Here is a 23040-nt window from a genome sequence, read left to right as displayed (position 1 = left end):
TCCATCTCGAGCGTGGATCTTCGGTCGCGGGTCTTGAAGGCTTCGGACGAGGGCGTGTCGGCGCGGCAAGCGGCGGCGCGGTAAAGGAATGATAATCCCTCCGTCTTTGCCCTCAACAGCGACATGCAGGACACGCCGTACAATCCGAGCGGCTACACTGCCACCATGCAGTGGCCCTTCGAGCAATGGGGTGTGAACGCGGTCTTTGCCGGGCACGAGCACAATTATTACCGGGAGAACCGGGACGACAATGGCGACGGCGTCTACCTTCCCTACACGACCACCGGCCTCGGCGGCGCCGGCCACACCGTCCCCAATGTCGGCGCCACCCTGGTGACGGTAACAGACCAGCGCATGCTGATCGAGTTCTACAGGGTGAGCAGCTTCAATGGGACAACCGCAACTCCCGTTTTGGTGGATTCCTATTTTGTCTCGACGCCCGCCGGGCGCACGCCGACCATCGTCAACGGCGGCTATGTCCTGAACGGCACGATGGGCGCGGACTACCTGTGGGGCCTTGGCGGCAACGACACGCTCATCGGCGGCAAAGGCAACGATCTGCTCGTCGCCGGCAACCAGCACAATCTGTTCGTGTTCCACAAGGGAGATGGGCACGATACCGTGGCGGGTGCCGGCACCGGCGATGTCCTCGATCTCAGGGATTTCGGCATCACCAACGCCAGCCAGTTCCAGCAGGTGGCCACGAACCAGGGCTCGAATGTCATAGCTACGCTGGGCGGCGGCGATCAAATCACCATGACCCGCGTCCATGTCGAGCAGTTCCAGAACGACAATTTCGTGAGCACTCTGCTGCTTGCGTAGGGAGAATTCCAAGCACACCTCGGCCACATGTCATGGTGGCCGGCTCCCGAGATGCTCGGAATGGTCGAAGGCCCGCGCATGCTGGTGGGCCAGATCACCGCCCAGCAAAAAAGCCCAGGCTGCTCAGGCGAGCGGCCCGGGCCTTCAAAATGCTGTCGAACAAAACCACTATTTTCCGGTTTGGCCGGGAGGGCCGATGTGAATGTGGTTCTTGTCCCCCCAGCCGTTGCCCGGCCATCCGCCCGATCTGGCGATTGCCCTGGAGTTCAAGCTCGTGCCGAGCAGAAGCGTGATGGCTGGCGGGGTGACAGCCGCGAAGCGTCCCGCCTTCATGAGAAAGTCACGACGCGCCTGAGCTTCCGAAACGAGAATCTCCGGTTTCCCTTCCGAAGATTTACTTTCGATCGCCATGTCAAACCTCTCTATTTCTGGCGAAATTACTTTATAGATTGCAGAAAAATAAACCAGTACGTCAAAAGGCTTAGACTTTCGCGCGAGAGAAAAAAAGAGTGCGAATAACGCGACGTCCGAGATCGGACGGACCGCGTCGCGCCAAATCGTCGGCACGCGAGAACCGCCATGTGCCCCACGCCAGATTGGCGGCCAAACGCAACGGGGCGCCGAGGAAGGGATGTCTCGCCGTGAAAACCCGTCTCCAGTGCTGGAAGCGAACCATCGGGCGCGGTGCGCAGCTCGTCGGGATCCTCGTCCCGAAGAAATGGTGCAAGGCCAGGAGTTGGGTGTCGAGCGCATTGCGCGCGCCTCGATCCGACATGGCTGCCCGCAAAGCCGTCCAATCCATGTCGTCGCTTTCGGCCAACTGCGCCAGATCATGAAGGTGCCTGAGATCGATCCGTCCGCGCCAGTAGTCCCCCTCCTTGAGAAGGTCATGCATCATCCAGTGCAGGGCGCGAGAATGTGCTGGAGGAATCTTCACGCGCAGACCATTTCTTTCGACGGGACTGGACGGGCCGAATGCGCTTGCCTGACTGGCCCGCAATTCCAGCATTCCAGCGTCCTGCCGGCGGGCTAAGCCCCGACCGCTCGCCACCGGCGCGTAGCCAAGCGCTTCCAGGCAGGCTTGGGCGGTCGCCTCTTCGGTCGGCTCCACAGCCAAATCGAGGTCACTGGTCATCCTGCTGGGGACGCGCTCAGGGACGGAAAGAAACAAGGGTATGGCCCCCTTGAGCAGGAGCGGAACGATCTCGCGCCGGTTCAGCGCTGCGACGGCTTCAGCCAGCTGGGCGCGCAAGCGCAGGTTCCGTTCCCGGTTGCAGTCGTGAACGAACCGAAGGTACTCGCGCACGTCGTGCGGCAGGCCGTGGATCTGGCCGGCATGCGCGAGGGAGGAGAACAAGGCGGGTGTGAGCAGAGTATGGTTCGCAAGCGCGATCACCGCCTGCCAGTTGGCGCCGGCGGGTGGCCGGCCGCGAAGTCCCGCGATCAACGCATCGAGCGTGGCGCCGGCGCGCATCATCGGCATGCCTTCGCGATCAGCTCCACCGCATCGTCGAGTCTGGAATAGGTCAGGCAGTAGGCCTGCGCCGATCCGATGATTTTGGTCAGCGTATCAAACGCGGCTCCGGTTACTTCCCTGCCGGGCGCAAAAGCGCCATTGAGCAGGCCGCGCAAAGCGCTCGCCGGATCGACCGGCGCCAGGCAGGCTTTCGCGTCGTGACCTCGACGGAGCAGGATCACACTGCCGACGGAATGAGGAGAATGCGGTGCGAACGTCCTCGGCACGGCAAACCGCACGCGCCGGCGATCCGGACGGCGAAAGATCGGAATGGCATGGAGATCGGCGCAGTATTCGGCCAGAAGCGGCCATGCTCCCGCCTTGACAGCGGGAGCAAACGGAAGACCCACGCACCGCCCTTTCGAGTCCAAAAGCGTCACGTCGTCCGCGGCGAAGCCGAAGCCTGCATGGACCAATGCCATGGTCAACGTCGTCTTGCCCGCGCCCGGATTTCCGCAGAGGAGCACGACGCGTTCTCTTCCGAGAAGCGCAGCCGCATGGACGGCAAGTTCATAGGCGCCGTGCTCGAGAACCTCGGTAAGCAAGTGCCCTTTCAGCATGACGGGAAGTTCGTCGGGCGAGCAGGACTGGATCCAGTCGGAATCCCGGAACAGATGAATCCGTCCGCGGTGCTCGGCCAGATGTAGCAGAATATCTGCAGCATCTGTCTGAACTTCGAGATGCCGAAATACGGCGATGGCCGGAAAGGCCCAGGCCGCCGGATAGGCGATGCGTATATGAAGGCCAGCAATGGCGACCACCCGACTCACATGCTCGTATGCCGACGGCGGAGACAAAGGCGCACGGGGCCGTATCAGACCCAGTCGTTCCCAGTCCTCGAGAGCTGCCTCGACATACCTATTTGCCTCATGCCTATCGATGCCGCCGCGCGCAATCTCGAACGCAATGGCCGCCGGCGGCATGCCTTCTTCCACAGAGCACCAGATGTCGGCAGCGGTATCGTTGACGGCGAAGATGGCCTGCCCGGACGAGCCGAACAGGATGTTCTGCCCCCCGACGCGCGCCAGCCGACCCTCGATCACGAAGCTGGCCGGGCTGCAGTCGACACGACCTGCCGCCATGGTTCCATCAACGGCCTGGTGCTGCTTCATCGGATTGTCGTCCCGCCAGCCAATTCATCGAATCTCGGGATCGTGCGTAAGCCAGCGCGTGCTGGTAGATCGTACGAGGCTCCCTTAAAGCGCGTCGCGTTTGACAAGTTCACGCGAGGCGCTTTAACCAGTGAAAAAACGCCCGCCACCTTCGAGGCGGTTATTTATGCCGCGCATGGGAAATAATGCCCTCGGACTTGTTCTTCGAGCGGCCTGTGTTACCTGTTGGCATGATGACAACTCCCAAAAACTGACAGGTTTACTTTTGCATCTTCAGTATCGACAATATTTACCTTAGCACTTCCAGTGCCAGCCTTAGATTCATCCTAAAGGCGTACCGGGCGCAAGAAATTCGGTAGATCCGTGTCCGTTACCGGCGAACGTCACTCGCGCTGGTCAAAGAGTTTCCTTTTCGGGCCAGTTCGACGAGCGCTCGATCCGACCTAGTTCCCGTAGCGCCCTTGCAAGCTGGCTTTCCTTCGGAGATGCGGACAGCTTCTTTAGGACCGTAGACGGCACCACGAATCGCGTCGTGATCGCGGCCAGATGGAGTAGATCGTCCAAATGGTCGAGAAACAGAGTGGTGTTGATCGGCGCCCCGATGTGGTTCGACAGTGCCGGATATCCAGCGCCTTTCTCGAATGTGTGGAATTTCCGGTCCTTGAGGTTGCGCAGTCGAGGCGCGAACCGCTTGCCGATCAGGGCGAACAGTCCGAAGACGTGGTCGCTCGCATGGCACAGAGGCTGCCTCGCTTTCGGTCGGACTGATGGGCAGAATGCTGAAGTAGCTGATCGGAAAGATGGCTACCATCGCCCGACACTATCCTCGACCAATCTGCCGGGAGCGTTGTCGAGTCGGACGGACGAGGAAAATCAAAACTGGTGCCTGGCGGTGGCAATCCACAGAGATCCGAGGCTGCACATCCGAGCTCCGGCACGATTGCAGCCACAAGGGCCGCGCGACGATCGTCTCTGGATGCAGTCCAGAGACCAAGGTGGGTCATCAAAGATCGGCTGTGATCGAAACGCTTCGATGTGCATAGAAGGCGTGGAGCGCGCGTCGATACCGAGCTGATCCGCAAGAAAGTTGATCACAGCCGCAGGTGGCTGCTCGGTACCCCGCAAGAGCCGCCGTCTGGGGCATAGTGCAAAGTTGAACCGCGAAGCCCAGCTTGTTCTGCGGTCGGCGGCGGAGCTCGCATTCCAAACGATCTGCCGGGTCCAGTGTAAAGTGACGGATCAGGCTATCCTCGTCCGTCGCTATACCCAGGAGTATCGCCGCTTCCTTTGAGCTGACGGGCCTTCTTCTATCCACTCGCCTTCTCCCTTGGCACACACCGACTTCAAGGGGAAATTGGTCGCCATCAGCCAAATGCTTTCAACCGGCCGGCAGCTTCATCTACAGATCAATCACGCAAGTTCGTGCTCCGTTCGGTCTTAGGGTGTCGGTGGGAACAGTTCTTGTTCCGACCCCTTGATGGAAAACTTCAGTGGCCATCCGTGCGACGAGTTCCTGAACGAGACCATGTTCACCTCGCTCGCCCAGGCGCGCGCCGCACTTGAAGAACGGCGCCTCGACTACAATATCGTCCGGCTCATTTTCGCATCGGCAGGCTAACGTCAGTCGCGTTGCGCGAGTTAATTTCGCTAGACTCTTTAATCCAAATTTTGTAAAATTATTTGCAGTAAATCTTTCCGGAGGCGCATTTGCAATCTGGACGCACGGTGGTGTATGAGATGCGCTAGTTATCTCGGCGACGCTGAGTAAAAAGGATGCCAACGGCGCAGTGATAACCACCAGACGGTGTGTTTAGTCTGGAATGTTGTTCTTATTGCAATGAGCCATGTCGTTTGTAGGGGTCGACATGGGTGTGTTAGAGCAATCTACTGATCGGGTTATTATCGATCTATCCCGCAGTTATCTTAACAGCCGGTTCAGACGCTCGCTGGATACGTTGGTAGCTGTACTCTTGTTGGTTGCCCTGATCCCGGTGATAGGGCTCATAACCGTCGGTATTTCAACAACATCTCCTGGACCAATCCTTTTCCGGCAACGGCGGAGCGGAATAGGCATGAAGCCATTCATGCTCCTCAAGTTCCGTACGATGTATTGGGCGGAGACGCGGGCGGGAACGGTCGAGCAAGCGATCCGAGGGGATTCACGAGTCACCCCTTTGGGCCGGTTCCTCCGGGCGACGAGCCTCGATGAGCTTCCACAGCTCTTCAACGTGGTGCGTGGTGAGATGTCACTCATCGGCCCGCGGCCACATGCCGTTGAGCATGACCGATTCTACATGGCGCGCATCCCACATTATGTGCGGAGATTTGAAGTTCGCCCAGGCCTGACTGGGCTTGCGCAAATCAGCGGCGCGCGCGGGGGCACCCCGCGAATACAGGACATGCGGCGGCGTGTGGACATTGATTTGGAGTATATCGAGAACGCCAGTTTGCCAGTCGATTGCCTGATCTTCCTTCAGACCCTCCGTGAGGTGTTCGAATCAGATTCCGCCTACTGAGCCGGTCTGCGGCCCCTCCCCCAATCGTGCATACTTGAGTGATTCGGAAGTTGTTTGGAGTCTGACCATGACGACCGAAGCAGTTCCGTTCGACCGCACGCACATTGTGTTATCGCCAGTGGACAATCCGCCGAACACGTGCGACGCGCTCGCCCGCTCGGAAATAGCCGCATTTTGGGCATCAGCTGAGAACAATAAGCACGAAGCAGTGCGCTTAGTCTTGCACAACAATCCGGGCAATCTTGCCGCCGCAGTGTTGGTGAAAAAGACACCTAGCAGCGAAATAACTCGCGTTGAAGATACGAGGCTCGCGGGCATGACCTGCCCAACGGCACCCGCCAGGCTTGGCTGCGCTGGCGGGTGCCGTGAGCTGGTTCGGGAATTCCGGCCTCTCTATGGCGGTTCAGCGTTTGATAGAATCGCCGAACCGCTCTAAGTATTTGTTTTGACGCAATTCCGGACGGAAATCCGCTACCGCGCTTATGTGAACGAGCCGGATGGCAACCGCATGATTTCCTCTCTCAATTCCAGACTTACATCAATACTGGAAAACCGCAGGATGACGTCACCCGCCATTGCGAAGCGAGCCTGCGCCAGCCAGTGCCGGCTCCCTTGTTACGACGCTCTATTCGCCGGTGGTGGGAGAAGCCGGCGACCGTGACCCATTCGATCGTCCTGCGCGATGCTGATTTCCACAACGGGATTGCTGGCGTCACGATTGTAGGGGCTGCGGGAAGCTTTGGCCCCAGCATGAGTTCCTGCGGGAGTCGGCGCTGCCTCTGGCGTACACCGGCTGATCGTCAAAAGCGATTGCAATGCGCGGCTCCACCAACTCCGGCTTGCTGGTGTTTCCCTTCACGATCAATTGAGGACGGCGCTTATGGGACGGCTACCAAGTGCTCAAGGTTTGATCGTTCGCCAGAAACATATGAAATAGGTGATGTTGGCAGCGATTAGGGTAGCTGCGGTCGCAACGGCGGCGCCATCGGCACCGTAAAGTGCCGAAAGGATGAAGGTTGCTACGAAATTGAATGCCACGAAGCCCAGTGCCAGCTTGCTGTAGGTCCGCTCCTTGTCAACCATCATCAGTGCCGTGGCGCAAGGGCCTACGGCGGCAGAGATCAGATAGCCGAGGCCAAGGAGACGGAGGATAGCGGCCGCTCCAATAAACTCGTTGCCGAACCAGCCGAGCACAAGACTTGGCGCCGCCCAGAACGCAACGGCAAGCGGCAGTGCACCAGCGAGCGACAATAGACAAAGGCGCAAATATGACGCCCTCAGTTCCTCGAGGCGGCCATCGTTGAACATCACGCTTATCCACGGCGCCGCAACCGGCGTAATGATCCGCAGCATGAAGACGTTCATCAGCGCGAGCCGCGACGCGGCTTGATAAAGTCCCGCACCATGGTTGTCGCCGGTAAAGCCCAAGATCAGCACGGCGGTGCGTGATACGACCTCGTCACTAAGACTGCCGACCAGCATGGCGGCGGCTGCAAAAGCCCATTCGCCCACACGCCATTCGGCTGCTGTCTTCCAGGTGGCGGGCGGCGTAAAATTCGCGACTGCAACTGCTGAAATCGCAAGGAGCGGAACGCAGCTGGCGCCGTAATAGACCACCGCACGGCCTGGATCGTGGAGCCCCAGTGCCAACACCAAGCCAATGACGCTCATTGGCAGCATCAGGGTAGGCAAAGCCTCACCGAGGTCGCCCGCGTGGAAGCCGCGCAACAGGTAACGATGCAGTTCAAGCAGTGTCAGTGCTGTGGCAAGAAATGCCATATAGGCCGGAACTATGTTGCCCGCGATACCTGGCCACATGAAGCGTGCGAAGCCCAGCGCGCCGAGGGATACGGCGAGCCCGGCGATAGTCGTCGCATAAGCCTGCAGCAGCACCCCCTTGATGAGACCGAACTGTTGCGCGTTAGTGTAAGCGCTCAGCAGCCGCGTCGAAGCGTTGAGCCAGCCCATCGGAGCAAGCCGCGCTGCGACTGTGGCGATCGCCAAGGCGACATTGAACGCGCCGTAATTCGCTGCGCCAAGTGACCGGGCCAAAACGATTTCGAGCGCGAACAGGGCAGCAACGCCGGCGCTGCGCACGAAGAGTACCCGCAGGATGCGCCCACTCAACTTGCGGCGCAAAGCGGCGCCGGCATTGGCGGTCTCCAGCCGCGCCGACGGGAGGAAGGTCATGACCGGAGACTCTGCCGAATCGGGGACTGCAGCGCCACCCTGCGGGCGGATTGCAAGCTGGCTGCGAGAAACTCGCTGTAGGCGATGAAGAGGAAAATCAGTATGGAGGCGATCGCGGGTGCGTCAATATCCTCGAACACGAGCCACGCCCACAAAGTGATCTGAAGCGTCAACAACAGCCGGAGCTGCGTTCTGGCAACGACTGGCAGCCTCTTGGCGGCCGCCGCGAGACCGAGCCAGCGTATGGCCGGAAGAACCAGCAGGTAGGCCGCCACCAGCGACAGACCGAGAACGCCTCCCTTTGTAAAAGCGGAGATGAAAGTCGAGTGTGAACCCAACGCAATATGGCTGATTTCTTCGCGCGGCTTTATGCCGAGGCCGAAGACGGGGTCGTTGTCGAGCGTTTCGACGACGGCTCGGACGTAGTTGTCGGTGCGGCTGTCGGTGCTGTATTCCCGGTAAGTCGTGAGCGACGATAAGTCCGCGAGTAGCGGCAGGAGAAGGGCCGCGGCAACCGCGGCAATGCTTGCCAAGCGTCGAGATGGCGAACCGAAAGCTATTCCCGCCACCGCGAGCCCCGCCAACCAGCCAGCAAGAACTGAACGGCTTAACGAAATGGCGAGTGTTGCCGTGATGAGGCCCTCAAGCAATGGCGCGAGCAGGGCTCGCCGGCCTCCACGGTTATGCAGGTGCAGAAGCGCTAGGACACCGAGGATGGCGATGATGATGGCAGTGGCGTTTGGATAGGGGCCATAGATGCCGATGCGTGGCATCGGAGTTCCGTGCAAGCCCCAGTCGGCAATAGTGAGGGTGATTGTTGTGGACTGGCGGATGAGAGCAGCCGAATCTGGAATCCTGTCACCGGCGATGGCGCCAAAGAGACTTGGGAATTGCAAGTCGAATCGCCTGACTGCATAGGCGAACACGAAGGCGCCCCAGGTCAGGGGGATGAGAACTACAAAGCTCCAGAAGGCAAGATGAAGAATGCGGCGGCGCCCATCGCCGGCATCTTGGAGGAGCGCGCGAAACTGCTGGACGATGATGAGGGCGCTCGCCCAGATTGCCGCATTGTAGATGGCCGCGGCGAATCTCAGCGATTCCTGCGCGATGATGAGGCCATTGACGAATGCGGATCCGGTGAGCGCAACGATGACGAAGGCGAGCAGACAGTCCCCCAAAGTGAAATGCAGGTTTGCCGAAGGGCGCATGATCAACAAGATGAGGGCGAGTAACATCGGCATCACGAAGCCGATGCCCAAGGCCCACCAAATGGGTAGCCCGAGCAGAAAAATCGAAAAAGCTGCTTCGGTAAGGTGAACATAGCCCTTCTCCCGCCTGCGGCTGGCGGCAACAAGGCGCGATGAGGCAGCATTCATGGACATGTTCAGGAGTCGATCCTTCCGCAACTCCGCCAGTTGCCTGGGCTTCCGCGCATTACACAGAACCACGCCGCCGCGGCACCTGGAGTAGGTGCATCGTTGTCGATGCGGAGGCCCGCAGGGTGCCACCCCAGTGACGGTGGAGCGCTTGCAAACTGAAAACTGTTGCCGGTGAAGCGAGGCCGGACCGCCATTTCGTCCCAAGGCCGCAAGAAGGGAGTAACGGTTCCCGGGGCGGAGTTTCCAATGACTAGCGCTTCAAATTCGCCGCCCCCCGCCTTTCCGAAATCGAATGTGGAAAAGGCATGGGTGGCAGCGCCTCGCCTGACAATCGTGTTGCCGATGACGACGGCGCGCGCTGTGGGCATCGATCCGGCCCGGAGGCTGATTGCCACATAATCATTTCCGGCAGTGGCCGCTACAGAGCGGCAGGCGATACGATTGGATGAAATAATGAGCGAGCCATCGGCGCCGTCGCCGAGCGCGACGACGGAGTTGCATGATATGGCTGAGAGAACCCCTTCGCGCGCTCCCGCGCCGACGCCCCAACCATCAATGTAGCAACCGGAAATTTCCGTCTGGAAGGCATGCTCGAAGACCATGCCATTACGCCCCGCGCCGTTTAGGTGGCAACCGGTGGCGCGCCATCCTGCGGATCGGGTGATGTGAATGCCGTTACCACGGCAACCCAGAAGTGCTTCGGGGCCGACGGCGACGGTGCAATAGTCCAAGATGCCGTCAGTCGCCAATGGCGGCTCAGCTGCGCCTCTGGGGTCTCGGGCTCCCGGCAAAGCGCCAACCAGGATGCCGCCGAAATTCATCTCGCCATGTGGTCCTGTGAAACTGGCTCCGCCTACCCCCGCGCCCTTGACCCATACGCGACGGAGTAGGTTGTCGACGAGCGCAGCCATAAAGGTACCGTCGGGGCGCTGGGTATTAATCCACAGGCCAAAGCCGGTGGCGCTCCGGACCCAAATGTTATGAATGTCGAGCTGTTGATTGGCAAGCATAAGCCCGTGGACTGGAACACCGCCGTGCGCTGTTATGGCATCGACGTCGAAGTACAAGTCGCGCATGTGAAGGCGTCTTGCAAAATCTTTCCCCTCCACCCATTCACGGCTGACCAGCAATGCGGCAAGCGGCAGTGGAGCCACACCTTCAACGCTTGAATAGTGTAGGACATATGGCGTCTCAAATCCCTTCAGGGCCCGAAAACCGCTCAGCGGAGAATTGCCGTCCCCCGGCACTTCGCCAGCAAGCTCGATCGACTGCGGAACGGCGATTGGGCGGGCGAGGCCGAACACGCGAGGCGGTACACGCAGCCGCGTGCCGGGCCTTTGCCCTGCCCAGTCAAGTGCTGTCTGCAGAGCCTCAGAGTCGTCGGTGACGCCATCGCCGCGCGCACCGAAATCGTCAAGCGACGGCAGTTCCCGCAGTTTATCTTCAATGCGGCGCTTAACACTTCCCGGTGCCGCAAGACTGAATTCCGCGCCTGCGTCGGACGCATTGGCACTCACCCCCGCCGGCAGCGCAGCGCCTGCTCCAGCAAGACCTGCAAGGAGGAAGCGCCGCCGGTTGGACGGCGCGGCACCTTGGTCTTCATCCCTCATAGAGTCTCCGGAAACGCTTTTGTGTGATTAGGCCTGACGACTGGACTTGTTGGCCCCGGATTTCGACGCCGGTCATGACGGCAAAGACGAAACGGGTGGTGAGCCGCCGCAATACTCCGGCACCAGCCTCGGCGTCGGAGCGCTCGGTCCTGCCCCATTCCAGGGCGATGAGGACGCAATCGCCCTGGCTTGCGAGGGCGTGACAGTCGCTTACCCCCAGCAGCGGCGGCGCATTGACGATGATATACTTGTAGCGCTTGGCTAGCATCTTGATCAGCGTCACGATGTTGTTGTGGGGGGCAGAAACATGGGCGTCACTTTGGGGCTCGCCGTCGAGGGACAAGATGTCGAGTCCCGTTGCCTGATCGAGGGTCAGCGCCACGTCGATCGAGGTGTCGGAACTCAGATTTGAGCTCAACAGCTTGGTTGCTTCGGCCGGCACTTGCAGGCCGAAATCTCGCATCAGTACCGGTTGGTACTTGTCGAAATTCACCAGTACCGTGCGCTTGCCGGCCTGGGCGGAATAGACTGCGAGATCGACAGCGAGCTGCGCCTTTTCGCGGCTCGGCACGGGTGAGGTGATCACAATGGTCCTGGCCCGCGGTGAGGCAACGGCCAGTCGCGCCTCCAGAGCGCCAACCGCGTGGGCATAGAGGGAGTTCGCCTTCCGGCCGAGGGCCGAGCGGTGGCGGATCTGACCGGCGACGCGATCAGGCTTGGGCAGCAGAGCCAGGCAGGGCACCCCTAACGCTTCCTCGACCTCGCGTGAACCGACGAGCCGCTTGTCCAAGGATTCGCGCGCAAGTGCGATCGCGGCCCCGAGCAGAGTCGAAAGCACCGCAGCAGCAGCGGCGATGATGAAGACACTAAGGCTCGATGGCTTGATAGGAATCTCGGCCGGCGACATGACCCAAGCGCCCGCATCCGCAGAACCGAGCATAGCATCGGCTTGTTGTTCGGAACGCAGCAGATCCTCATAGACTGAGCGCCTTGCTACGGCGTCGCGCTCAGCTACCTGCAATTGCACGGAGTAGAGCTCGGCGCGTCCGTTTTGGTCTGCGGCTCCCTTTAACTGCTCTTCGAACGCTGCCGACCGCGCTGTGACCGCGGCGAGTTCGTTGCGAACGCCGGTGACGATGCGGTCAATCTCTTGGGAAATGCGCTGCCTGACCTCGGCAAGGTGGCCGTTCAGGATTGCAGTACGCGGATTGTGGTCGTTGTAGATCGCTGAGTTCTCGGCAATCTGGCGCATCAGATCCAATTCCAGCGTGCGCAATTGCGACACGGCTTGGGAGGCGAGAACCTCATTGATCGCGTTGATAGAACCGCCGGACAACCTGATCTGATCGATGGCGGATAGTTTCGATCGGAGATTGGCTTCGTCAGCCTTCGACTCGATCAGCAGCTTGTTTAGTTCTTGCATATCGGAATTTGCAAGCGTGACATTGCTGCTTGCCAATATCTGGCCCTTCGCACGCAGGTCAGCGACTCTGCCTTCGGCTTCTATCACCTGGCCCTTCTGGGCATCGAGCGACTTCAGGGCGCGTGCCCGCCAAGCACTGACGTCGGCATTTCTGCGGTCGAGAAGATTGGCCACGTAGAAGTTGGCCAGCCGATTTGCAATTGCTGCCGCCTTGCCGGAATCGATGGAAGTGAACGAAATTTGAATTACGCGTGATTCCGGGGGATTGGTGACGGCGAGGTTCCGCTGAAATATGTAAAGTGCATATCCGCGCAACTCTTCGGTGGCGTTCGCTTCCTGGCCTTTGCTTGAGAACCGCGCAAGGAACCGGCCACGTGCGCTGATCTGGAATTCTGGATCATTGAGGAGTTCCAGTGCATCGATCGTCTGGTTGGCAAGAGGATTACCCAGCACAGTGTTGACCTGGGTCTGCATGAGTGAGGGATCCGTGGTGGGACTCTGTGTCTCAACAGGGGCGCCGGTGATGCTCTTGTTTGGGTCGACGACGACCAGCGCCGTCGCCGTGTAGCTGGGGCCGCGCCAGATGGCAAACGCGGCAGATGCCATGGTGACGACGAGCATGGTGGTGATGATGGTCCGAGTGCGCTTGCGCAAAATAGCCAAGAGATCGCTGAATGAGGCTTCGCGACTTGTTTCGGCGATCGGGTTCTCATTGATCATGATACTTGATATCTCTCGGTCTTCCCGTCGTGATCGTTATTCTGAAGATCCGTTTCAAAGGCGCCTCCGGCCGCGCCAAAATGAAGGCAGGCCGCGAGGGCGGTCGCGAATTCATTGCAGTTGCTCTCTTCACGGCCGGCAAGCCTGGATTCAACAAACCACAAAAGTGAGCGCAGCAGACTGATCGCCGCGAGCGGCTGCGCATTGTCCGGATTGAAGCCCTTGCTTTGCAAGGCATCGCGGCCCACGTGGATGATGCGCGGCATCAGCGGCAGCTTGGTCAAACGGCGCATTTCAACGAACATCACGAACTGCATGATGTCGAGGCCGAGTGGAACTCCGATTTTGCCACGCTCCCAGTCCCACACGTTGAAACGGCCACCTTTAAGAACCCGGATATTCGGCGGGATCCAGTCACCATGGCTTACACCAAGCGGGAAGACGATCCCGCCCCAGCGCGCTTCCACTGTCTTCCAACCGTGTTCGACAGCGGCGGCGACACCGGCAGACAGCAGAGGACTTGATTGGCTGGCCAATGTGCGAATCTCCTGCCAGAAGCGGGTCTCAGCCAGGGCTTTGGGTGGTGACGGCGCGAGGCTGGCGATGGCAGCAGCGGCCGGCAACATCGTGTGCACAATGGGGGACCGCCCGCGGCCGGGAAGCTGTTGGACGATCAGCGCCTCAAGACCGCGCCAGGGTCCGCTGCCGAGCACCGTCGGAATGGCCACGGCGCTCTGGCGGCAGAGCGGAGCGAGTTCTCTGAGAAATTGCGCTTCATGGCGCACCAGGCGGCGAGTCAACTCATCCCAGCCGAATTTCGCATAGGCCAAAACCTGGCCTCGCGGTGATACCGCTTGAATGACGGGCTTGCTATTGGGCCGGCCCGGGGCAAGCCTAAAACTCATCACGAAGTCCCCCGTTCCGAGCACATCCGCAAGAAAGCCGTGGACCGGAGTGTCTTTGGCTCCAAGCGAATCTGTGACGACGGAGACGCGATTGCCCCAGGACAACAGCGGCAGACCGAGACGGCTTTCGAATGACAACACCTGGGCGGCCAGGCGCGACACGCGCGAACCCGCTCCCGTCCCATACTGCGCAAGGACCGCAGTGCGGGCCTTAGCACCACCGGTGAGTGGGATAAGCACACGGGGATCATCGAGCCCGGGGAATACCGCATAGCGCTCAAGGATTTTGTGGCCGTTCTCCTTGCCTGCGAGGCTCATTTGGAGCATGCCAAACTGGCCGCCAGAGAGCACCTGCAAGGCGGAATCGAGGTGCCGCGGACAGAGCATTGGGTCCTGTGTGTTGCTATACCGTAGATCGTGCACCAAGGATCCAACCCTCCTTTTTCACAAGACCGCCCAAACCGCATTGACCGCCTGTCTGGCCGTCTCTTCCAGAGGTCCGGTTGTGTCGATGGTGACGACAGGCGTCGATCCGAAATCCGTCTTACGTTCGAGTTCCCAATGCCGACGTACCGCGGCCTCGTCCGGTCCTCCTGCCTTGTCGCGTGTGGCATCGCGCGCGATGGCGATAGCGATCGGCGCTGTGAGTTTTATTACGAGATTGGGACGGGGTATCGCGGAGTAGCAGTAGCGTTCGTATTGCATCAACTTGCGCTTCAGCCATGAATCGCAACCGGCAAGGGCCAGACTGTCGAAGCTGCTGCTGTCGATGGTGCCGGGCTGCAACGAGGGATATCGGTCAGATATGACAATTGCGCCCGCTGCCGCTTTGCGCGAAGCGCGCTGCAGCAGACGGCGGCGGTCGTGTGCGAGCAATGCCATCCGTGCGACATGGAAGAGGGAGAAATCGCGACGCCCGCGGCGCGCGGCGTCTTCATAGACCGCCATCCGTTCATGCGGCAGGAGGCGACGTGCCAGGGGAACGAACCAGTTCGGAATCCAGGAAATCAACGTTGGCGGCGGTTTTCCAGCGTGGATGCGGCAAACGTTTAGGTGCCGGCCGAGGCAGCGGGCGAGTTCATTCGCGGTCGTTGATTTGCCAGTCGCCTTGGGGCCTACCAGTGCCACAATGGCGCCGCCGCTCACGAGGTGCAAACTCTTCGCGCCACTCAGTCTGCCTCTGACGAAATCGCCAAAGCGCCAGAGCCGCGAGACAGCAGCGGCAAATGCTGAAAGCCGTCGCATGCCGCGCAGCCGCCATGCGACCTTCCAGCCAAGCCGAATACGGAGGAAAATTGCTTCCTGTCTGGCGATAGCATTGACGAGATCGGAAAAGAGTCCAGCACCAACAACGGGAAACAGCCTGTCGCAAATGGCCGGGGGCGGCACGATGCTTCGACTGGCCGCCTGTTGCAGCCAGGCAAGTTCGTCGGCGTGTTTGCTGCGATGACGGTTTGATTTCAGTAATTCGATGGGACTCAGATGTTTCAGGGCGATCCTCAGCACAAAATAGACCAACTCGCAGGCCGCGTCCGGCACCTTCACCCCCAAGAGTTCACGGGTGTTGGCAAGGAGCTCGCCCTCGATCGGCATGCGGTAGTTCTTCACCAGGCTGTCGCCGCTATAGACTTCATGGCAGACGTGGAGGTCGACAAGCTCGCCCGTGTGACCGTCAAGGCCAATCGCGTGAAATGTGCTGGGGTGGCCGGCTCCAAGAGCGGATTGCGCCAGTTTGAACCCCGAGACGCTCAGCGCCCCTTGGAGATTCGCGGCCTGTCGGCGGTCCACAAGAATGTCAATATCTTCGTCGCCGGCAAGGGTCGCTTCAAGACGGCAGTTGCTCTTCCAATGGCAATAGGAAATCCTTGCCGCATCCAGTTCGCTGAAAAGCTTGCGGATTACGGCTTTCTCATTCTGACCTTTGCTGTCGAGGCTCAAGGCCCCTGGCACTAGAACCTGATTCATAGCCATCCACACACTATAACTGAGTCTAAGACATCAAACCGGCGATGGCGGTTCTGTAATCTACCACTGGCCCCAGTTGCTAGCATGGATCTGACAGCAGCGTTATTGGGCTTTGCGGGTTAGTCGTGCGTACCTCTTTCGAGTGAGACCCATCGACCTTTTGCGTTTCCGCGGCACTCCCTGTGCGCTGGTACAATTCCCCCAACTGCACAGCGCACCAGCCGGCAAAGGGATTCGATGATGAGTGCGGACACCGTCAATAAGTCGTCACGAGTGCAACTGCGTGGGCGCACCGCCTCCCAGGCGCTACCCACGGAGATCATTGGTGGCGTGAGCATTGCCACCCTCAGCCGTGTTGAGACCGCAAGACTCGTGGTTGAAATGGCCCTAAAGGCCAGAGGCAGCGGACTCGCCCCCTGTATCTGTTCGTCAGTCAACGGACAGGTGTTGGCCGACCTCTATGTTGGCCGGAACCGTCATCGCACACAGCAGCTCCTTGCGTGCACGCATGTTCTGAGCGCCGATGGCCAGCCGCTTGTCTTCGCTTCCCGGTTGCTGGGAAACGGCGCGCTGCGAGATCGCTCCGCGACCACGGATCTGTTCCACGATGTGGCGAAGCTCGCTGCCGCCGAAGGCGCGAGCTTCTACATGCTCGGCGCTTCGGAAGATGAGAATCGATCCGCTGTTGGCAATGTCCGCGCCCGCTATCCCGGCCTTCGAATTGTGGGACGGAGGAACGGCTACTTTGCGTCCGCGGATGAAGAGCTGCTGGCAGTGCAGGAGATCAATGTCTTGCGGCCAGATATACTGTGGGTAGCGATGGGTTTTCCGCGCGAGCTCGAGTTCTGCCATCGCTGGCGACAAGAGCTGACCAATGTTGGCGTGATGAAGACCAGCGGCGGGTTGTTCAACTTTCTGTCCGGCGCCCACAGGCGGGCACCGCAATGGATGCAGTCGGCCGGTCTCGAGTGGGCGCACCGGCTGTATCTCGAACCAAGGCGCCTGTTGGTCCGCTACGCCACGACCAACCTAATCGCCACTTGGGCTCTGCTCAGCAAGACCAGGCACACCCCGCAGTAGGCGCTCTTCCCGTCTCCAGCCCCTCGGCGCGCTCGCGATAACGGGACCTTTTGGCGGCTTCCGTCCAACGTAAGCGCTTAGCCGATAGCGTCTGGCTTGAAGGTCCAAGGCTTGAGCGCGTCGATTTCGGATGCGGGCCAGCCTTGCGCGATGCGGTCAAGGTCTGGGAGGGAATCCAGGCTTCGACGTGGTCGTCACTCATCCATTCCATCCGTTGGTCGGGCAGACCGTTGCTGTGGTCGGTGAGCATGATCATGACGGCATCCGCCACCTTTTTATTTGGCAGCCGCACAGCGGGACCTTCCATCTTCCGGACTGGATGGCCGCCCCACAGGCCGGTTCGGTTGCGATCATTGCCGCGCCCCGACTTCCGCTCACACACCTCCTCGAACTTCGCGCACTTGTCGATCATCTCGTAGCCTCTCTTCCGAGGGACTCGATCTTTGGAGGAGGACATGCCGATGAAGAGTTCGCGCCCGCCGTGCCGCCGGGCAAGATGTCGAGCGAGGAACGGGTAAAAGCAGTGATGCATACGCCGCAACTGGAAGGACTGGGAGGTTTTGATCCGCGGCCACCATGAGGCATATATTTCCTGGGAGGAGTTCGAGAGGAATCAGCACCTGATTGCCGACAACGCCAACGGCAAGAGCTACCTTGGCGCGGGGGTCGGCCGCGGCGAAGCCTTGCTGCCCGAGTAGCCGTCGACCTGGAGGATGCCGCCCGGCGAGATGGCGCGCCACGCAATGCGCGCCCCTGCTGTCCTCAAAACGATAGGCAACCATGGGCGGAGTGGTTCCACCGTATGGTCGATCATCGCGCGCATAGGCCATAACCAGGCTTTCATGATCTTGCCGGCTCCGGGGACAAGGGTAGGCAAGGTCGTTTTCGTCAGCGAAGATCCTTTCGCCCTCCTTGATGCGCTCAAGGATATAATCAGCCAGCATCTGCAATTCGAACCTTAAAGCCCCATCCACCGCACCATTTAATGATCGGCTGATCGCGTCCGATGAGACCGGCATCCGGGTCGGCAAGGCGAATTGGTGGCTTTGGTCCTCCACCATGGCGACAGGCCGCCTTCGTTGCGGACAAGCACCGCTCCAGGGCGGTGGTTGAGGCCTTCCTCGGCAAGGACCACCCGGATTACTCGATCTCCACCGCTACGGCGGGCAGATGGGCTGGGCCAAGCGAGACCATCAAGTCTGTCTGGCCCATCTGTTCCACGATGTGCAATACGCCATCGAGGCCGCGCCGGGCCTGAAGGGCCTGCTCAAACGCGCCTGCGCCATAGGGCGGCGACGCGAGTGTCTCGCCGACGCCACGCTCAAGACCTACGAGGCCGACCTTGACCGCCGGCTCGACCGCCTCATGGCCCTGATCCCGAGCCGCCCGGCCGGCACCAAGCTGCAGACGGTCATCAAGAAGATCCGCCGCTACCTTTTCGCCTTCGTGACCAACCGGGACATCTCCGCGACGAATAACGGCTCGGAGCGAGCGCTGCGCCCCTGCGCGGTCTACCGCAAGATAACCAACGGCTTCCGCAGTGAATGGGGCGCTGCCCTCTACGCCTACATCAGGTCGGCCGTCGAAACCGCGCGCCGAAGATCGATCAGCGCCATCGACCGCCATCCGCCACACCCTCGACGGGCGGCCCCTGCCGATCGGCACATAGATTTGGCCGGCGCCGTCCCCTTGCCACGGGCAATGGCATCCGCAAAGCAGGGCGGTGGAGTCCGCCACGCCAATGTCCGACGCCGACAGGATGGGAAGATCGTCACCAGGACCAGTGTGCCGAAGAGCGGCGCCAGCATGAACATCATCACTCTGAAGATGACGCTGCGCGGCCTGAAGCCGCCGATGACGCTCGGCGACCTGCACGAGGCAATCCAGGCGGCCATGGGCTGGCACAATTGCCACCTCCATGCCTTCGACGTCGGGGGCGAGCAATTTCGCAATCGGCACAGTGTCGATGACGTCGCCGACGAAAATCGAGTGAGCCTAAACGGCCTGCTGGGATCTCCTGTCGTTCGCTTCGTCTATATTTATGACTTCGGAGACAACTGGCAGCACACGATGGCATTCGAAAAAGCGAGCCGGCGGTCGAGCGGGGAGCTTATCCGGTCTGTATCGCGGATAAGTGCAATTGTCCGCCGGAAGATTGCGACGGCGTCTGGGGTTATCAGGAATTGCTGGCCATCCTGGCGATCCCAGCCATCCCCGAACGCGTCAAAGAGTTCGGCGACGAGTTCGATCCGGACGAATTCGCCCTTGACATCACAAATGCCGCACTCGCCTCTCGGTTCAGGATGAAAATAGCCGCAGCCCGATAAGCCACTCTGCCGCCAAACCTCGGAAGGGGAGTAATCACTCCGGGCAGTGAATTCTGTAAAAGTCGTTTGGGTCATTACTCCGTCGTGGGTATCTGGTATACTCCGTTGTGGGTAAGTGGTATGCTCCGTTGTGGGTAACTAGTATTAAAGTGCGTCGCGCTGAAACGGATCCAAGCGACGCGCTTTAAGCCTTTGTTTTGATGCGTGTCGTTGTGCCAGAACCGCTGCACACTCCTGAGCGACAAGCACTAGTATTGTAAAACTTGCAGGGATACGAGAGTTAGAGATGAGTTCCTCACATGCATTCAAGGGGATAGCCATTGGGCTCTTGCTGTCGATCCCATTGTGGATGGCAATCGGTTACGCCTATTTCAATATATTGAGCCGCGATAATACGGTTCAGGTAATACGCCCCCACAATCAGGCGACCGATCAAGTCGGAAAAATCGCGACTAAGCCGGACGACGGCAAAGACCTGAAGCCGTCTACAGCGGTGCAGCCCTAGATCCGCACGGGTCGACCTAATCCAATTGGCTGATTATGCGCCTCACAATACTCCGAAAGAGGTAGACCGGTTTAATCCGATGCGCACTACCTCACCCGCAGCTGGTGTTGATAAACTCACCCTCAAGTAATCTCGCCGTCGCAATCAGGCATTGACGCTGTGGCCTGTCGTTCGTTCTGATTGTTTGGAGCTGCTCTGTTGGAAACGGGTGAGTTCATGCATCGCAATGTTCCGCTTTATGTTTCACTGGCCGCTGCTGTGGCTTTGACTGTGGCGGCGGCGCGGGCCGACGATGGCCTCAACTTTACGATCAGCCCGCAGGATAAGCTGAGCGTTCGCGTCTATGACTGGCAGCAGGCGGATGGGACGTTGCGCGCGTGGCCTGCATTCAATGGAGAGTTCGTTGTCGGAAGCAATGGGCGGGTGGAGTTGCCGCTGATCGGGCTCGTCGATGCGGCGTCGCGCAGTGCGCCGGAAATCGCCGCCGATGTTGCGAACAGACTGCAGGCCCAAGTCGGCCTCATCGCCAAGCCCAGTGTCATCGTCGATATTGCAGAGTACCGGCCCTATTACGTGATGGGCGATGTCGATCACCCCGGTGAATTTGCGTTCAAACCGGGGCTCACGGCATTGAAGGCTTACAGTATCGCCGGCGGGTCCCGGTTGATACAGGGGGCAACGGCGTGGCAGCCGGCGCACGACCTCCTTTCGGCGGCGGGCGATACGCGTACGCTGTCGCAAAGAATCGACGAACTCAAGGCAAAACGTGCGCGGCTTGGCGCTGAACTTGCGGGTGAGTCCGCAGTCTCCTTTCCACCCGAACTCGGTGCAAACTCGAAATCTCTCGTGGAAAGAGAGCGCCAGCTTTTTGAAGAGCGGCGCAACGCATTGCGCCAGGGTCTCAACTTACTTGCCAGCCAGAAGGCGCTGAACGAAGAGGAGGTAAAGGCACTTCAAGGGCGCATTGACGTGAACGCAGATCAGTCTCAAAGGATTGAGGCCCAAATCGAACGCACGAAGGGCTTGGTCCAGAACGGCCTGATCACGGCGGCACAGATCTTGACTCTCCAGCAGGCACACACTGACTTGCAGTCGCAGCAGCTTGATATCAATGGCCGCATCTTCATTGTGCGCGAACAGATCTCCAAAATCGAGAAGGACATGCTCGACTTGCAATCCTCCCGGCAGCAGGAAGTTCTCGCAGATATGCAGGCGACAGAGGCAAGCCTGCATGAGGCCGTGAACCGCATCCAGACGCTCAGCGACATTATAGGCCAAGCGCAGGCAGCAATCGCTAACCCATTGCACACGGCAAGCGCTATTCGATTCACGATCAGACGCAGGCAGAGTATCCTCACGTTTGATGACGGCCGCGACCCTCCAATCGAACCGGGCGACATTGTCACAGTCGAGCGGACCGGCAGCCAGGCGGCCGACGGTCCGCAGTCAGCGGCACAGACAGCGATCGTCCGGGCGGATGGGAAAAGCCCAGCTGACGTGCAATGAGGGAGAAGACCAAGGTGACCCGACTGCGGGAACTGGAGCCATTCTGACGATCAAAGCACGAGAGCCGAAGCTTGGTAGGCCTGTGTGGCTATCTGGTATCCTGCCCCTGCTGGTGGCAGGCGGGCTATTTCCGGCGGCTGCACAGGCTGCCTGGAGTATTACGCTTTACGCCAACAATCAGGTCGACTGCTCGGATGCCCAGGGGGACGCCCTATTGCACGATCAGAGCGGCCGTGGCCGTTGCCAATCCCGGCGACACGGTAGCGGTTGCGGCGGGTACCTATCTTGGCTAGGTGCTTGTGAAGGTTTGCGGCGTCAGCGAGGCGCCAATCGTGATCAGCACGAGTAGCAATGCGGTGGTCACCGGCGGCAATCGCGGCTTCGACCTGCCTGGTGTCTCATGGGTGACTATCAGCGGGCTCATCATCAGCAATACGGTTTACGAAGGTATCCGCTGCACACTGTGCGCCAATGTCGTCTTGTCGAACAACACGATCCAATCGACGGGCAATTCGGGAATATTGACCAACAGCTCCAGTGACGTGAGCATGAGCGGCAACGGTACACGAGACACCCCTCTCACTGGCATCGACATTGAGGGGTCGACGCGTATTTCCATCGCCGGCGGCTATGTACACGGGCCGGACAGAGGATCCGTGGCAAATCCTACAAGGGGATTAAATTCGATCTCTTCCAGCTCACTCGTGGACGGAACGGAGGTCTACAACTATTCGGATACTGGCGTTTATATGCTGGACAGTACCACAGGGGTGCGCGTGAGACACGTGCTTTCACACGATAACGCCCGGACCTTCTACCGCGCGGCGGCAGGTGTCGAATCGCGAAGCGACGGCAACATCGTCGAGTCGTGCATCACGTATAGAAGGAGGACTCGGGTATCAACATGCATCGCGGGAACTCGTTATCGGCGCGAGATCGCTCCGCTCCTGCTCAAGGGGGCCATACCCTTGTTTCTTTCCGTCCCTGAGCGCGTCCCCAGCAGGATGACCAGTGACCTCGATTTGGCTGTGGAGCCGACCGAAGAGGCGACCGCCCAAGCCTGCCTGGAAGCGCTTGGCTACGCGCCGGTGGCGAGCGGCACCCGCAATGCGCTCGACACCCAACTCCTGGCCTTGCACTTTCTTCGGGACGAGGATCCCGACGAGCTGCGCACCGCGCCCGATGGTTCGCTTCCAGCACTGGAGACGGGTTTTCACTGCGAGACATCCCTTCCTCGGCGCCCCCTTGCGTTTGGCCGCCAATCTGGCGTGGGGCTCATGGCGCTCTCGCGTGCCGACGATTTGGCGCGACGAGGTCCGTCCGAGCTCGGACGTCGCGTCGTTCGCACTCTTTTTTCTCTCGCGCGAAAGCCTAGAGCACGTCCTGTTTAATCCGGTTCATATCCTGCGGCTTTGAAGTAGTTGGCACATTCGACTGGGGTGAAGAGGTCGACGACCGCGCCGA

The 23040-nt window shown here is 59.9% G+C and carries 19 protein-coding genes and 3 pseudogenes; 10 read left to right on the top strand and 12 right to left on the bottom strand.

Translation table 11 applies throughout. The annotated features are described in order from the left end of the window. Window positions 1-123: 123 nt before the first annotated feature. A complete protein-coding gene (locus F3H96_RS21390) occupies window positions 124-822 on the top strand; it encodes a hypothetical protein (RefSeq protein WP_244620095.1) in 699 nt (232 codons plus the stop codon). A 168-nt stretch (window positions 823-990) separates the two neighbouring features. On the opposite strand, the gene F3H96_RS21385 is transcribed toward F3H96_RS21390, so the two are convergent. The 5 genes and pseudogenes from F3H96_RS21385 to F3H96_RS21365 all read right to left on the bottom strand — a co-directional run bounded on the left by F3H96_RS21385 (window position 991) and on the right by F3H96_RS21365 (window position 4765). Next, complete coding sequence (locus F3H96_RS21385; protein ID WP_149803712.1) at window positions 991-1233, bottom strand: hypothetical protein; 243 nt, start codon at window positions 1231-1233, stop codon at window positions 991-993. Between the two features lie 70 nt (window positions 1234-1303). Further along, a complete protein-coding gene (locus tag F3H96_RS21380) occupies window positions 1304-2305 on the bottom strand; it encodes a nucleotidyltransferase family protein (protein ID WP_244620094.1) in 1002 nt (333 codons plus the stop codon). Then, window positions 2296-3450 (bottom strand): aldolase, encoded by a 1155-nt coding sequence (locus tag F3H96_RS21375; protein ID WP_149803711.1) that lies wholly within the window; start codon window positions 3448-3450, stop codon window positions 2296-2298. Before F3H96_RS21375 ends, F3H96_RS21380 begins: the two co-directional genes overlap by 10 nt. A 426-nt stretch (window positions 3451-3876) precedes the next feature. Beyond that, window positions 3877-4256: pseudogene (locus F3H96_RS21370) on the bottom strand (Tn3 family transposase); the annotation flags it as partial. Between the two features lie 197 nt (window positions 4257-4453). Further along, entirely contained in the window at window positions 4454-4765 is a 312-nt protein-coding gene (locus F3H96_RS21365; RefSeq protein WP_188131490.1) for a DUF4158 domain-containing protein, read from the bottom strand. 162 nt (window positions 4766-4927) lie between these two features. Here F3H96_RS21365 and F3H96_RS21360 point away from each other — a divergent pair. From F3H96_RS21360 to F3H96_RS21350, 3 genes and pseudogenes are all read left to right on the top strand, one after another. Then, a pseudogene (locus F3H96_RS21360) lies at window positions 4928-5035 on the top strand (integrase core domain-containing protein); the annotation flags it as partial. A gap of 259 nt (window positions 5036-5294) precedes the next feature. Beyond that, window positions 5295-5966, top strand: a complete 672-nt coding sequence (locus F3H96_RS21355; protein WP_149803708.1) for a sugar transferase — start codon at window positions 5295-5297, stop codon at window positions 5964-5966. Window positions 5967-6033: 67 nt separating this feature from the next. Continuing rightward, window positions 6034-6402: a hypothetical protein gene (locus F3H96_RS21350; protein WP_149803707.1), complete on the top strand. Its 369-nt coding sequence runs from the start codon at window positions 6034-6036 to the stop codon at window positions 6400-6402. Window positions 6403-6866: 464 nt separating this feature from the next. Here the strand turns inward: F3H96_RS21350 and F3H96_RS21345 are convergent, their stop codons facing one another. The 6 genes from F3H96_RS21345 to F3H96_RS21320 form a co-directional block, all read right to left on the bottom strand. Continuing rightward, window positions 6867-8156 (bottom strand): lipopolysaccharide biosynthesis protein, encoded by a 1290-nt coding sequence (locus F3H96_RS21345; RefSeq protein WP_149803706.1) that lies wholly within the window; start codon window positions 8154-8156, stop codon window positions 6867-6869. After that, window positions 8153-9538 carry an O-antigen ligase family protein gene (locus F3H96_RS21340; protein WP_149803705.1) on the bottom strand — a complete coding sequence of 462 codons (1386 nt, stop codon included), beginning with the start codon at window positions 9536-9538 and terminating at the stop codon, window positions 8153-8155. The genes F3H96_RS21345 and F3H96_RS21340 overlap by 4 nt, the downstream gene beginning before the upstream one ends. A gap of 2 nt (window positions 9539-9540) precedes the next feature. Beyond that, a complete protein-coding gene (locus tag F3H96_RS21335) occupies window positions 9541-11145 on the bottom strand; it encodes a right-handed parallel beta-helix repeat-containing protein (protein ID WP_149803704.1) in 1605 nt (534 codons plus the stop codon). Continuing rightward, on the bottom strand, window positions 11135-13288 hold the full coding sequence (locus F3H96_RS21330; protein WP_149803703.1) for an exopolysaccharide transport family protein: 2154 nt from the start codon (window positions 13286-13288) through the stop codon (window positions 11135-11137). The genes F3H96_RS21335 and F3H96_RS21330 overlap by 11 nt, the downstream gene beginning before the upstream one ends. After that, window positions 13285-14550 (bottom strand): phosphotransferase, encoded by a 1266-nt coding sequence (locus tag F3H96_RS21325; protein ID WP_188131489.1) that lies wholly within the window; start codon window positions 14548-14550, stop codon window positions 13285-13287. The genes F3H96_RS21330 and F3H96_RS21325 overlap by 4 nt, the downstream gene beginning before the upstream one ends. Window positions 14551-14637: 87 nt before the next feature. Continuing rightward, a complete protein-coding gene (locus F3H96_RS21320; RefSeq protein WP_149803701.1) occupies window positions 14638-16131 on the bottom strand; it encodes a hypothetical protein in 1494 nt (497 codons plus the stop codon). A 267-nt stretch (window positions 16132-16398) separates the two neighbouring features. Here F3H96_RS21320 and F3H96_RS21315 point away from each other — a divergent pair, with 267 nt between their 5' ends. From F3H96_RS21315 to F3H96_RS31630, 3 genes are all read left to right on the top strand, one after another. Then, complete coding sequence (locus F3H96_RS21315) at window positions 16399-17238, top strand: WecB/TagA/CpsF family glycosyltransferase (RefSeq protein ID WP_149803700.1); 840 nt, start codon at window positions 16399-16401, stop codon at window positions 17236-17238. Window positions 17239-17425: 187 nt separating this feature from the next. Next, a complete protein-coding gene (locus F3H96_RS31200; protein ID WP_348530074.1) occupies window positions 17426-17818 on the top strand; it encodes a DUF5372 family protein in 393 nt (130 codons plus the stop codon). Next, a complete protein-coding gene (locus F3H96_RS31630; protein WP_348530073.1) occupies window positions 17799-17936 on the top strand; it encodes a hypothetical protein in 138 nt (45 codons plus the stop codon). The genes F3H96_RS31200 and F3H96_RS31630 overlap by 20 nt, the downstream gene beginning before the upstream one ends. Here the strand turns inward: F3H96_RS31630 and F3H96_RS31190 are convergent. Beyond that, window positions 17930-18206, bottom strand: a pseudogene (locus tag F3H96_RS31190) (transposase); the annotation flags it as partial. The gene F3H96_RS31630 and the pseudogene F3H96_RS31190 sit on opposite strands and share 7 nt — an antisense overlap. 202 nt (window positions 18207-18408) lie before the next feature. On the opposite strand from F3H96_RS31190, the gene F3H96_RS21300 reads away from it, so the two are divergent. From F3H96_RS21300 to F3H96_RS30645, 3 genes are all read left to right on the top strand, one after another. Further along, complete coding sequence (locus F3H96_RS21300) at window positions 18409-19545, top strand: transposase (protein ID WP_149803698.1); 1137 nt, start codon at window positions 18409-18411, stop codon at window positions 19543-19545. Between the two features lie 723 nt (window positions 19546-20268). Beyond that, window positions 20269-21576 carry a polysaccharide biosynthesis/export family protein gene (locus tag F3H96_RS21295; RefSeq protein ID WP_149803697.1) on the top strand — a complete coding sequence of 436 codons (1308 nt, stop codon included), beginning with the start codon at window positions 20269-20271 and terminating at the stop codon, window positions 21574-21576. Window positions 21577-21908: 332 nt separating this feature from the next. After that, window positions 21909-22967: a right-handed parallel beta-helix repeat-containing protein gene (locus F3H96_RS30645; RefSeq protein ID WP_188131488.1), complete on the top strand. Its 1059-nt coding sequence runs from the start codon at window positions 21909-21911 to the stop codon at window positions 22965-22967. Window positions 22968-23040: the final 73 nt, after the last annotated feature.

Origin of the sequence: Mesorhizobium sp. NFR06, from assembly GCF_900115245.1 — a bacterium.
In the GTDB taxonomy this organism is placed as follows: domain Bacteria; phylum Pseudomonadota; class Alphaproteobacteria; order Rhizobiales; family Rhizobiaceae; genus Mesorhizobium.
Note: the sequence above shows the minus strand (reverse complement) of the source record. Positions and strands in the feature narration are given on the sequence as shown.